The organism is Anaeromyxobacter terrae (assembly GCF_022690685.1).
GTDB lineage: Bacteria > Myxococcota > Myxococcia > Myxococcales > Anaeromyxobacteraceae > Anaeromyxobacter > Anaeromyxobacter terrae.
In genome coordinates this window covers 122,253-133,502 of record NZ_JALCYY010000009.1, presented here as the reverse complement: position 1 = coordinate 133,502, position 11,250 = coordinate 122,253, and the positions used below count along the sequence as shown (strand labels likewise).

Here is an 11,250-nt window from a genome sequence, read left to right as displayed (position 1 = left end):
CCGCCGCGCCCGGCGAGCGCGAGGAAGCGCCGCCGCGCCGCCCCGTCGCGCGCGAGGGCGCCCACCCAGGCGTCCGCGTGCGCGCGTGCGCCGCTGCGCTTCTCGCCGCGCACGGTCATGCAGAGCTGCTCCGCGTCGAGCAGGCACGCCGCCCCGCGCGCCCCGAGGTGCGTGACGAGCGCGTCGGCGATCGCGCGCGCGAGATCCTCCTGCAGCAGGAGCCGGTGGGCGAGGGCGTCGACGAGCCGCACGAGCTGGCCGAAGCCCACCACCTTTCCGCCGGGCAGGTACGCGACGTGGGCGACCCCCCTCGACGGCAGGAGGTGGTGCGGGCAGACCGAGTGGAACGCGATGCCCGTCACCGCCACGAGATCGCGGCTCGGCGACGGGATCGCCTCGCCGAGGAGGTCCGCCGGCTCGCGGCGATAGCCGTCGACGAGATCCTCGAGCCACGCCTGCGCCACGCGCCGGGGCGTCCCCTGGAGATCCTCGGACGCGCGCACCTCGGCGGGCAGCCCGAGCGCGTCGAGGAACTGCTCGACGGCCGCCGCCGCCGCCGCCGGATCGGGCGGGGCGGCGCCGCCGGCGCCGCGGGACCGCGCCGGTCGGATCGTCCTAACGGCCACGCGGCCCCCGGTAGGTGACGCACGAGTCCGGGATCTCGTAGAGCCGGACCTCGGCGAGGCCGGGCAGGTGTGGCTCGAGCACCTCCCAGATCCACCGCGCGATGTTCTCGGCGGTCGGGTTCTCGAGCACGTCGTTCAGGGTGCGGTGGTCGACCCGGGCGAGCACCTGCTCCTGCACGATGCGCTTCACCTCGCCGAAGTCGGCGATCATCCCGGTGCGTGGATCGACCTCTCCCTCGAGCGCGACGAAGAACCGGTAGTTGTGCCCGTGCATCCGGAAGCACGGGCCCTCGTAGCGTGGGAGGCGGTGCGCCGCGGCGAAGTAGAACTCGACGTCGAGCCGCATGCGGCGGGCGTCGGGGTAGTCGATCGCTGCCATGGCCCTCTTATAGCTCCACCACGACGTCCCCGCCCTCGACGCGCACCTCGAAGGCCTGGACGCAGACGTCCGGGAACTCGGAGCACGCGCCGGTCTCGAGCTCGAACGGCCACGCGTGAAGCGGGCAGAACACGGTGTCGCCCCTCACGTCCCCGAACGCGAGGGCCGCGCCTCGGTGCGGGCACACGTTGTCGAGCGCGTAGACGCGCTCGCCCTGGCGGAAGAGCGCGAGCTCGCGGTCGCCCACCTCGACGACCCGCCCGCGCCCGTCCTCGATGTCCTGGAGTCGTCCGACCTTCACGCGCACGACCTCACCGTAGCCGGGAGGTCCGACGCGGCGCCGCGTCGTCGCGGCGTCGCGCTCCGCGCCGCGCGCACGGCCCCGGCCGCGCGCCGTCGCTGGCGCGCGAGGCCGGGATCAGCCCGCGCTCGCGACGACCTGCGCGGGGACGCAGTCGCTCGAGCAGTACATCCGGCCGCCCACCGCGTGCCCGCGGCCGAGCATCTTCGCGCCGCACGCGTAGCACGCGGGCGCGGCCTGCACGACGGCGCAGCCGAACGAGCAGAAGGTCGTCTCCCGCCCGCGGTACCTGAGCCCCACCGGGTAGGGCCCGACGGCGCCTCCGCAGCATGCACAACGATCCATGGTCGCCTCTCTCGCGCCGAAGCGGCGCTCGCCAGGAGGGAAGCTAGCTTCCGGGTGCCCGCAGCGGGAGCGCCCCGACATGGGCACGTCCGACCCCGTGGCGAGCGGGTGACCGCGCGCCGCGCCTCCCAGGAGTACGGTTGGATCGGACAGCGGGAACGACACGTCCCGCGCCCGGCGGACGTTCGAGCGAGACGGCGCGCGTTCGGGCGCAGCCCGACGCGAAACGGCACGAGCTCGAAGGCGGGAGTCCCGGGGCGCTACGCGACCGGCGGGGACGGCATGTCGCTCAGGTTGAGCGCGTTCTTCAGGACCTGGCTGGGCCGGAAGGTGAGCACGCGCCGGGCGCTGATCTCGATCTCCTCGCCCGTCTGCGGGTTCCGGCCGACGCGCGACTTCTTCTCGCGGACGATGAAGTTGCCGAAGCCGCTGATCTTGATCTTCTCGCCGCGCTCGAGCGTCTCCTTGATGGTGTCAAAGACCATCTCGACGACCTCGGCGGCCTCCTTCTTGGAGAAGCCCACCTTCTCGTAGACGCTCTCGATGATATCGGCCTTGGTCACGTCGCGCTCCCGCTCCCGGGTCGGCTAAGTGTCGAATTCGTTAGCTGATTTCCAAAACGGTGTCAAACGCCCGCACGCACCGTCAGCGCTGACCCGCCCCGCTCGGTGGAGCAGGGGCGCCGCCCCGCTCGGAAGACGGGGGAACCGAGCGCGGCGGAGCGGCGCTTTCGCGCTTCTCCACCGCCTGGAGCTCGCGCTGGGCCCCCTCCCGGGGCGCCCGCGTTCGCTCGGCGGCCGCGTCGAGCTGGGCATCGACACCCTCCCCCGACGGGGCGGTCACGATGCTCTCGCCCGGTCCGCGCCGCCCCAGGCCGGCCGTCCGGGCGAGCACCATCCCGCTCACGATCGCCGCTGCGAGCGACAGGCAGAGCGCGGTCGTCGCCGCCGCCCGGCTCGAGCCCTCGACGAGGGCTCGTACCGCGAGGACGGCGGCCACGAGCCCGACGATCACGCCGAACGGCGCCGAGAGCGGGTTCCAGGAGGAGAGCGCCGCCGCGACGGCGAATCCGAGCGCGGCGAGCGGCAGCCGGCGCGCGGCCACCCTACCCTCTGAGCTCCGCGCCGAGCCCGCCGCGCAGGCGCGCGACGATGCGCGCGTGCGCAGCGTCCGCCTCCGTGTCGGTGAGCGTCCGATCCGGGGCGCGGTAGCGGATGGCGAGCGCGAGGTTCTTCTTGCCCGCAGGGATGGGGGGACCGCGGTAGACGTCGAACAGCGTCGCGTCCTCGACGAGCGGCTCCTCGCGGACCGACGCGAGCACCGCGCCCGCCTCGACCTCCTCCGCGACGACGACCGCGAGGTCGCGCAGCACCGCGGGGAAGCGCGGGATCCCGCCGTAGCGCGGGACGAGCCGCGCGCTCCGGACGAGCGCGGCACCGGAGAGCCGGAACGCGAACACCCCGCGCGGGAGCTCGAACGCGGCGGCGACGCGCGGGTGGAGCTCACCGACCTCGCCGAGGGGCGCGCCGTCGGCGCCGAGCACCTCCGCGGAGAGCCGCGGGTGGAGCCACGCGCCGCCGCGAGCACGCCAGCGCGCGTCGATGCCGAGCGCCTCCAGCACCGCCACGACCGCGGCCTTCGCGTCGTTGAAGTCGATCGGGTCCGGCCCTGCCGCCCAGCCGGTCGGGTTCCGGCGGCCGACGAGCACGCCGGCGAGCTCTCCCTCCTCGGCGGCGGGGACGTCCGAGCCGGCAGGGGCGGGGCGATACACGCGGGCGAGCTCGTAGAGCCGCACGTCCTCGACGCGCTGTCGCCGGTTCGTGGAGGTGTTGCGGAGGAGCGACGGCACGAGGCTCGTCCGCATCACCGCCAGGTCGGCGCTGATCGGGTTCTTGAGCGCGATCGGGCGGAGCGCCGCCGCGGAGGGGTCCGCGAACGGCGCGAGCTCGCGCTCCGCGACGAAGCTGAAGTTCACCGCCTCCGCGAACCCGGCCCCCTCGAGCGCCTCCCGGGCGCGCGCGGTCACCTGCGCATCCGCGGGCTCGACCGGCGTGCGGGCGGCGTTGGCGGGCAGCGTCTCGGGGATGGCGTCGTAGCCCTTCGTGCGGACGATCTCCTCGACGAGATCCTCCTCGAGCGACACATCGACGCGCCAGCTCGGGACCGCGAAGGTGGCTCCGTCCGCGTCGCTCGCGCGCGCCTCGAACCCGAGGCCGCCCAGGACGCGGAGCACCTCGTCGCGCGCCACGTCGACGCCGAGCAGCTCGGCGGGCCGGCGCCAGCGGAGGCGCACCTCCGGCGCGTGGTGCGGGCGCGGGTGGGCGTCGACGATCCCGGGCCGGACGGTCCCGCCGGCGAGCTCCGCGATGAGCGCCGCGCAGCGATCGAGCGCCGGGATCACCATCCCCGGATCGGCGCCGCGCTCGAACCGGTAGGACGCCTCGGTCTTGAGCCCGTGCCGGCGCGAGGTGCGGCGGATCCCGCTCGGCGCGAACCAGGCGGACTCGATGAGCACGCGCGTCGTCCCCGCCGAGATCTCCGAGTCGCCCCCGCCCATGACCCCCGCGAGCGCGCTGCCGCGGTCGCGATCGGCGATGAGGAGGTCGTCGGGCTCGAGCGCGCGCTCCTTGCCGTCGAGCGTGACGATCTTCTCGCCCGGCCGGGCGGTCCGGACCACGATCTCGTGCCCCGCCACCTGGTCGAGGTCGAACGCGTGGAGCGGGTGGCCGAGCTCGAGGAGGACGAAGTTCGTCGCGTCGACCACGTTCGAGATCGAGCGGACGCCGCACGACTCGAGCCTGCGCGCGAGCCACAGCGGCGACGGGCCGATCTTCACGCCCTCGACGACGCGCGCGGCGTACCGGGCGCACTTCTCCGGCGCCTCGATCCGGACCTTCACCGCCTCCGCCGCCGGCGCGCCCGCCTCGCGCAGCGCGGGGCGGGGGAGCCTTACCTGGTGCCCCAGGAGCGCCGCGATCTCGCGGGCGATGCCGATGTGCGAGAGCGCGTCCGGCCGGTTCGGCGTGACGTTCACCTCGAGGAGCACGTCCTCGAGCCCGAGCGCGTCCGCGACGGGGGTGCCCGGCGCGATGCCGCGGTCGAGGATGAGGAGCCCGCTCGCGTCCTCGGAGAGCCCGAGCTCGCGGGCCGAGCACAGCATCCCGAACGACTCGACCCCGCGGAGCTTCGCCTTCTCGATCTTCGTGCCGCCCGGCAGCGTCGTGCCGACGGTGGCGAGCGGGACGACGTCGCCGACCTGGTAGTTCTTCGCGCCGCAGACGATCTGGAGCGGCTCGCCCTTGCCGGCGTCGATCCGGGTGACGGAGAGCTTCTCGGCGTTCGGGTGCTTCTCCGAGGCGAGGATCCGCGCCGCGACGACCCCGGCGAGCCCCTGGCCGACCCGCTCGACGGCCTCGACCTCGAAGCCGACGGCGGTGAGCCGCCGCGCCACCTCGTCCGGGGCCGGCAGGTCCACGTACTCCGACAGCCACTTGAGTGAGATCCGCATGCCGGGGGCTCAGAACTGCTCGAGGAAGCGCAGGTCGTTCTCGAAGTAGAGGCGCAGGTCGTCGATGCCGTAGCGGAGCATCGCCATCCGCTCGACGCCCATGCCGAACGCGAAGCCGCTGTAGCGCTTCGGATCGAAGCCGCCGTTCTCGAGGACCTTCGGGTGGACCATGCCGGCGCCCAGCACCTCGAGCCAGCCGGTCTCCTTGCACGTCCCACAGCGCCGTGTCGCTCTGTCCGGGGGGAGCTGCCCCCCCGGTACGGGGAGCCGCCCGGTGCCGCCGCAGATCGAGCAGGAGACGTCCACCTCGGCGCCCGGCTCGACGAACGGGAAGTAGCTCGGACGGAAGCGGGTGCGGGTGCCCTCGCCGAAGTACGCGCGCGCGAACGCGGCGAGCGTGCCCTTCAGATCGGCGAACGTGATCCCCTCGTCGACGCAGAGCCCCTCGACCTGGTGGAACATGGGCGAGTGGGTCTGGTCGTAGTCGGAGCGGTACACGCGCCCCGGGCAGATGATGCGCACCGGCGGGACGCCGAGGCGCTGCATCGCCCGGATCTGCACGGGGGACGTGTGCGTCCGGAGCAGCACGCTGCCGTCGGGCGCGCCGTCACCCAGCGTGGACACCTCGACGTAGAAGGTGTCCTGCATGTCCCGCGCGGGATGATCCGGCGGGATGTTCAGCGCCTCGAAGTTGAACCAGTCGAGCTCGATCTCCGGCCCGCTCGCGACCTCGTAGCCGAGGCGCGCGAAGATGGCGGAGATGTCCTCGGTCGCGCGGGTGATCGGGTGACGGTGGCCGCGCGGCAGGAGCCGCCGGCCCGGCAGCGTCACGTCGATGGGGGGGCCGGCGAGCTCGGCCTCGAGCTTCCGCGCGTCGAGCCGCCCCTTCGCGTCGGCGAGGAGCGCCTCGACCTCGTCGCGGACCCGGTTCGCGACCTCGCCGACCCGCGGCCGCTCCTCGGCGGGGAGCGCGCCCATGCCGCGGAGGACCGCGGAGAGCTCGCCCTTCTTGCCGAGGAAGCGGACGCGGAGATCCTCGAGCGCCTTCTCGTCGGCTGCGGAGCCGATGGCCTCTCGGGCGCCCTTCGCGAGCGCCTCGAGCTGTCCGAGGAGGTCGGCCAAGGGCCTCTCCCCTATGCCCGGGCGGACTTGACGATGGCCGCGAAGTCGCCGGGCAGCGCGAGCGCGAGATCCGCGAGGATCTTGCGGTCGATGGCGATGCCGGCCTTCTTGAGCCCCGCGAGCAGCCGCGAGTACGTCGTGCCGTTCTGGCGGGCGGCGGCGTTGATGCGGACGATCCAGAGCGCGCGGAAGTCGCGGCGCTTCTGGCGGCGATCGCGCGTGGCGTAGTCGAGCGCGCGCTCGACGGCCTGGTTCGCGCGGCGGTAGCAGTTCTTGCGGCGGCCGCGGAAGCCCTTCGCGAGCTTCAGGACGCGGTTACGACGACGGCGAGCCTTGAATCCCTTCTTGACGCGCATCTTCCTTCTCCTGCCGGCGGGAGGCGCCGCGGCCCGTCACTCCTCGTGACGCACCGTGCACTCTTGTGGACCCCGCTTGGGCGTTACGGCTCCCGTCGCCCTAGCGGGCGTACGGGAAGCACTCCTTGATCTTCTTCTCGTCCATCGGGGCCAGGTGGTCCGTGCCCCGGAGGTGGACCTTCTGCTTCTTCGTCTTCCCGAACGTCGCGAGGTGGCGAACGCCGGCGCGGCGGAACTTCACCTTGCCGCTCTTCTTCGGGATGAAGCGCTTCTTCGCGCCGCTCTTCGTCTTCAGCTTGGGCATTTCCTGTCGTTCCTTCGTTCATCGTGCCCGGCGGCGGGACCGTCCGGTCTCGCGCCGCGCACGGAGGTCGGTCCGGCCTACCGCGGGCCGTCCGGGTTCGGCGCCGGCGCCGCCGCCGGGGGCGGCGCGGGCTGGGGGGCGGGCGCGGGGGCCTCGCCAGCCGGCGCCCCGGCCGCCGGAGCGGACTGGGCGGCGAACTTGGCGCGGTCGCGCTGGGCCTGGAGCATCCTCGGGTTCGGCGCGAGGATCATGAACATCTGGCGCCCTTCCATGCGGGGCGCCGCCTCGATCACCGCCACCTCGCGCAGATCCTCGATGATCCGCTGGAGCACCTTCTGCCCGAGCTCGCGATGCGACATCTCGCGGCCGCGGAAGGTCACCGTGATGCGCGCCTTGTTCGACTCGGCGAGGAACTCGCGGACCTTCTTGATCTTGGTCGCGTAGTCGTGCTCCTCGGTGCGCGGGCGGAGCTTCACTTCCTTGAGCTGGACGACGACCTGCTTCTTCTTGGCCTCGTTCTGCTTCTTCTTCTCGAGGTACTTGAACTTGCCGTAGTCCATGATCTTGCAGACTGGCGGCTTGGCCATGGGGCTGACCTCGACGAGGTCCATCCCCAGTTCCTGTGCACGCGCCAGGGCCTGCTCGATCGGAAGCACACCGAGCTGCTCGCCTTCGGGACCGATCGCACGAACCTCACGCGCCTTGATGCGGCGGTTGGTGCGCGCGTCCCGGTTCCCTCCCCCTCGGCTGTCTCGCTGCTGGATTGCCATGCTCCTCCGACTACGGTCGCCGTCGCCCCCTGGGTGGCCTCAAAGGATGAGGCCCCGGGAGCGGGGCCGAAAAGACGCTGTAGGATAAGGATTTCACGAGCGAAGTCAAACGCGGCGGTGCGCCGGGCCCGCGGCGGCGGGGGAGGCGCCCGCCGGCGTGCCCGACGCCCACCCTCCCCTACCTCGCGTTGGGGTCCGACGAGTCCTTCTTGGCCTCGCGGATCCAGCTCATCATGTCGCGCAGGCGCTTGCCCACCTCCTCGATGGGATGCTGGGCCTCCGCCTCGCGCATCTTGTCGAACATGGGCCGGCCCACCGAGTTCTCGATGATGAACTCCTTCGCGAACTGGCCGGACTGGATCTCGCGCAGGATCTTCCGCATCTCGTCCTTGGTCTGGCTCGTCACCACCCGCGGGCCGCGGGTGTAGTCGCCGTACTCCGCGGTGTCCGAGATGGAGTGGCGCATCCAGGCGAGCCCGCCCTCGTACATCAGGTCGACGATGAGCTTCAGCTCGTGCAGGCACTCGAAGTAGGCGCTCTCCGGCTGGTACCCCGCCTCGGTGAGCACCTCGAAGCCCGCCTTCACGAGCGCGGAGGCGCCGCCGCAGAGGACCGCCTGCTCGCCGAACAGGTCGGTCTCCGTCTCTTCCTTGAAGGTCGTCTCGAGGACGCCGGCGCGCGTGCAGCCGATCCCCCGCGCGTACGCGAGCCCGACGGCCTTCGCCTGGCCGGTCGCGTCCTGGTGGACGGCGATGAGCCCGGGGATGCCGCGGCCGTCCTGGTACTGCCGGCGCACCATGTGGCCCGGCCCCTTCGGCGCGACGAGGAGCACGTCCACGCCCTCGGCGGCGCGGATCTGGCCGTAGTGCACGTTGAACCCGTGCGCGAAGAGGAGCGCCTTCCCCTTCGTCATGTGCGGCGCGATCTCCTCGTCGTAGACCTTCTTCTGCGTCTGGTCCGGGATGAGGATCATGATGACGTCGGCCTCGCGCGCGGCCTCCGACACGGAGACGACGCGCAGCCCGGCGCCCTCGGCCTTCGCCTTCGAGCGCGAGCCCGCGCCGAGGCCGACGCGGACGTCGACGCCCGAGTCGCGGAGGTTGAGCGCGTGGGCGTGGCCCTGCGAGCCGTAGCCGATCACGGCGACCTTGCGCTTCTTCAGCAGGTCGAGGTTCGCGTCCTTGTCGTAATAGATGGTGGCGGCCATTCGTGCGTCCTCTCTACTTGAGGTTGGGGGGAGCGAGCGTCTTGAACCCGCGCTCGAGGGCGATGCGTCCGGAGCGGCAGATCTCCTGGATTCCGAAGGGGCGCAGCCGGTCCTCGAGCGCGTCGAGCTTCCCGGCGTTGCCGCTCGCCTCGACGACGAGCGCGTCGGGCGAGACGTCCACGATCGTCGCCTCGTAGGTCTCGGCGAGCGCCCGGAGCTCGGCGTGGTTCCGCTCCGGGGTGTGGATCTTCACGAGCATGAGCTCTCGCTCGATGAGGTCCGCCGCCGAGAGCTCGCGGACCTCGACGACGGGGACGAGCTTCTGGACCTGCCGCACGACCTGCTCGACGGTCTTCGAGCCGAGCCGCACGACGATGGTCATGCGCGAGTACTCGGACCGCTCCGTCGGTCCGACGGTGAGGCTCGCGATGTTGTACCCGCGCCGCGAGAAGAGGCCGGAGATGCGGTGCAGCACGCCCGGCTTGTTCTCGACGAGGAGGCTGATGGTGTGGGTGGACCCGTTGGGCTTCTCTTCGGTGCGTTCCATCCTAGTCACCTCCGCCGTCGATCATGTCGTTGAGGGGCGCGCCGGCCGGCACCATCGGGAACACCTTCTCCTGGCGGCGCACGCGGACGTCGACGATCGTCGGGCCCTTCGAGTTCGCGAGCGCCTGATCGATGACCTGGTCGAGCTCCTCGGGCGTGCGCGCGCGGAGGCCGAGGCAGCCGTACGCGTCCGCGAGCTTCACGAGATCCGGTCGATCCGTGAGCGGCGTCTGCGCGAAGCGGCGCTCGTAGAACAGCTCCTGCCACTGGCGCACCATGCCGAGGAACAGGTTGTTGAGGACGAAGATCTTGATCGGCAGCTCGAGGTCCACCGCCGTCGCGAGATCCTGCAGCGTCATCTGGAACGAGCCGTCGCCGTCGATGCCGATGACGAGCTCGCCCGGCCGGCCGAGCTGGGCGCCGATCGCGGACGGGAGGCAGAAGCCCATCGTGCCGAGGCCGCCCGAGGTGATGAACTGGCGCGGCTCGGAGGTCCGCCACCACTGCGCCGCGAACATCTGGTGCTCGCCGACGCCGGTCGTGACGATCGCCTTGCCGTTCGTCTTCTTCCAGAGCGTGTCCACGACGTACTGCGGGAGCAGGTACTTCTGCCCCTCCTGCTGGTAGGTCAGCGGGTACTTCTTCCTCCACTCGTCGATCCGCCTCCACCACGCGGCGAGGTCGGGCTTGCCGTGCGCGGCCTCGGCGCGGCGCACCTCCTCGGTGAGCTGCGGCAGGAGGCGCCTCAGGTCGCCGACGAGCGGGACCGTCGCGGTGACGAGCTTCGAGATCTCCGCGGGGTCGATGTCGAGGTGGACGATCTTCGCCTCGGGCGCGAAGGTCGAGAGCTTGCCCGTGACCCGGTCGTCGAAGCGCGCTCCGAGCGCGATGATGAGGTCCGAGTACTGCACGGCGTAGTTCGCGTACCGGGAGCCGTGCATCCCGAACATGCCGAGGCACTGCGGGCTCGTCTCGGGGAAGGCGCCCTTCCCGTGCACGGTCGTGACGACCGGCGCCCCGACGAGCTCGGCGAAGGTGGACACCTCCTTGTGCGCGTCCGAGATCCGCACCCCGCCGCCCAGGTAGATGATCGGGCGCGTCGCGCCGCGGATGAGCACCGCGGCGTCCTTCAGCCGCGGCTCCTCGCGCACGGGCGGGTGGTACCCGGGGATGTCGACCGACTCCGGATACTCGAACTCGAACTCGGTGTTCTGGATGTCCTTCGGGATGTCCACGAGCACCGGGCCCGGCCTCCCGGTGCGGGCGACGTAGAAGGCCTCCTTCAGGATGCGCGGCAGGTCGTGGACGTCGGTCACGAGCCAGTTGTGCTTCGTGATGGGCATCGTGATGCCCGTGATGTCCGCCTCCTGGAAGGCGTCGGACCCGATGAGCGAGGTCGCGACGTTCCCGGTGATCGCGACGAGCGGCACCGAGTCCATGTACGCGTCGGCGATCGCGGTGACGAGGTTCGTCGCCCCGGGGCCGGACGTGCCGAAGCAGACGCCGACCTTCCCGGTGGCGTGGGCGAACCCCTCCGCCGCGTGGCCGCCCACCTGCTCGTGGCGGATGAGCACCTGCTTCGGGCGCTCGCACCCCCACATCGCGTCGTAGATCGGCAGGATCGTCCCGCCGGGCATGCCGAAGACGTACTCGACGCCCTCGGCCTCGAGCGCGCGGCGAACCGCCATCGCGCCCGTGATCTTCTCCTTGGCCATGTCTTCCTCGTGAAGCCTTTACGTTCCGTGTGACATCGCAGCGAGCGAGACGAGCGCGACGGGCCCTCCCC

The 11,250-nt window shown here is 71.9% G+C and carries 14 protein-coding genes; all 14 read right to left on the bottom strand.

Annotated features, from left to right (window positions below; genetic code table 11):
- Positions 1-626, bottom strand: a 626-nt coding sequence (gene folE, locus MNY62_RS06285; protein ID WP_242343257.1) for a GTP cyclohydrolase I, incomplete at its 3' end; no start/stop codon positions are given.
- Entirely contained in the window at positions 616-1,005 is a 390-nt protein-coding gene (queD, locus tag MNY62_RS06280) for a 6-carboxytetrahydropterin synthase QueD (protein ID WP_242343256.1), read from the bottom strand. The genes queD and folE, both read right to left, overlap by 11 nt.
- A 7-nt stretch (positions 1,006-1,012) precedes the next feature.
- Positions 1,013-1,306: a nitrite reductase small subunit NirD gene (gene nirD / locus MNY62_RS06275; RefSeq protein WP_242343255.1), complete on the bottom strand. Its 294-nt coding sequence runs from the start codon at positions 1,304-1,306 to the stop codon at positions 1,013-1,015.
- A 117-nt stretch (positions 1,307-1,423) separates the two neighbouring features.
- The gene (locus MNY62_RS06270) at positions 1,424-1,651 is read right to left on the bottom strand and encodes a hypothetical protein (RefSeq protein ID WP_242343254.1); all 228 of its coding nucleotides are present in this window, start codon (positions 1,649-1,651) and stop codon (positions 1,424-1,426) included.
- Between the two features lie 260 nt (positions 1,652-1,911).
- Positions 1,912-2,214 (bottom strand): integration host factor subunit alpha, encoded by a 303-nt coding sequence (locus MNY62_RS06265; RefSeq protein ID WP_242343253.1) that lies wholly within the window; start codon positions 2,212-2,214, stop codon positions 1,912-1,914.
- Between the two features lie 82 nt (positions 2,215-2,296).
- Complete coding sequence (locus MNY62_RS06260) at positions 2,297-2,755, bottom strand: hypothetical protein (protein WP_242343252.1); 459 nt, start codon at positions 2,753-2,755, stop codon at positions 2,297-2,299.
- A gap of 1 nt (position 2,756) precedes the next feature.
- The gene (pheT, locus tag MNY62_RS06255; protein WP_242343251.1) at positions 2,757-5,159 is read right to left on the bottom strand and encodes a phenylalanine--tRNA ligase subunit beta; all 2,403 of its coding nucleotides are present in this window, start codon (positions 5,157-5,159) and stop codon (positions 2,757-2,759) included.
- Between the two features lie 9 nt (positions 5,160-5,168).
- Positions 5,169-6,281 carry a phenylalanine--tRNA ligase subunit alpha gene (gene pheS, locus MNY62_RS06250; protein WP_279426284.1) on the bottom strand — a complete coding sequence of 371 codons (1,113 nt, stop codon included), beginning with the start codon at positions 6,279-6,281 and terminating at the stop codon, positions 5,169-5,171.
- An 11-nt stretch (positions 6,282-6,292) separates the two neighbouring features.
- Positions 6,293-6,637 carry a 50S ribosomal protein L20 gene (rplT, locus tag MNY62_RS06245; protein WP_242343250.1) on the bottom strand — a complete coding sequence of 115 codons (345 nt, stop codon included), beginning with the start codon at positions 6,635-6,637 and terminating at the stop codon, positions 6,293-6,295.
- Between the two features lie 100 nt (positions 6,638-6,737).
- Complete coding sequence (rpmI, locus tag MNY62_RS06240; RefSeq protein ID WP_242343249.1) at positions 6,738-6,941, bottom strand: 50S ribosomal protein L35; 204 nt, start codon at positions 6,939-6,941, stop codon at positions 6,738-6,740.
- A 77-nt stretch (positions 6,942-7,018) separates the two neighbouring features.
- Positions 7,019-7,711, bottom strand: a complete 693-nt coding sequence (gene infC / locus MNY62_RS06235; protein WP_242343248.1) for a translation initiation factor IF-3 — start codon at positions 7,709-7,711, stop codon at positions 7,019-7,021.
- Between the two features lie 178 nt (positions 7,712-7,889).
- Positions 7,890-8,918, bottom strand: coding sequence for a ketol-acid reductoisomerase (gene ilvC, locus MNY62_RS06230; RefSeq protein WP_242343247.1), 1,029 nt, complete (start codon positions 8,916-8,918; stop codon positions 7,890-7,892).
- Between the two features lie 13 nt (positions 8,919-8,931).
- Positions 8,932-9,465, bottom strand: a complete 534-nt coding sequence (ilvN, locus tag MNY62_RS06225) for an acetolactate synthase small subunit (protein WP_242343246.1) — start codon at positions 9,463-9,465, stop codon at positions 8,932-8,934.
- Between the two features lies 1 nt (position 9,466).
- Entirely contained in the window at positions 9,467-11,179 is a 1,713-nt protein-coding gene (gene ilvB, locus MNY62_RS06220; protein WP_242343245.1) for a biosynthetic-type acetolactate synthase large subunit, read from the bottom strand.
- Positions 11,180-11,250: the final 71 nt, after the last annotated feature.

Coding starts and splice junctions, on each gene's coding strand:
- queD (WP_242343256.1), bottom strand. CDS start 1,005: ATGGCAGCGATCGACTACCCCGACGCCCGCCGCATGCGGCTCGACGTC.
- infC (WP_242343248.1), bottom strand. CDS start 7,711: ATGGCAATCCAGCAGCGAGACAGCCGAGGGGGAGGGAACCGGGACGCG.
- ilvN (WP_242343246.1), bottom strand. CDS start 9,465: ATGGAACGCACCGAAGAGAAGCCCAACGGGTCCACCCACACCATCAGC.
- rplT (WP_242343250.1), bottom strand. CDS start 6,637: ATGCGCGTCAAGAAGGGATTCAAGGCTCGCCGTCGTCGTAACCGCGTC.
- ilvC (WP_242343247.1), bottom strand. CDS start 8,918: ATGGCCGCCACCATCTATTACGACAAGGACGCGAACCTCGACCTGCTG.
- MNY62_RS06270 (WP_242343254.1), bottom strand. CDS start 1,651: ATGGATCGTTGTGCATGCTGCGGAGGCGCCGTCGGGCCCTACCCGGTG.
- ilvB (WP_242343245.1), bottom strand. CDS start 11,179: ATGGCCAAGGAGAAGATCACGGGCGCGATGGCGGTTCGCCGCGCGCTC.
- pheT (WP_242343251.1), bottom strand. CDS start 5,159: ATGCGGATCTCACTCAAGTGGCTGTCGGAGTACGTGGACCTGCCGGCC.
- rpmI (WP_242343249.1), bottom strand. CDS start 6,941: ATGCCCAAGCTGAAGACGAAGAGCGGCGCGAAGAAGCGCTTCATCCCG.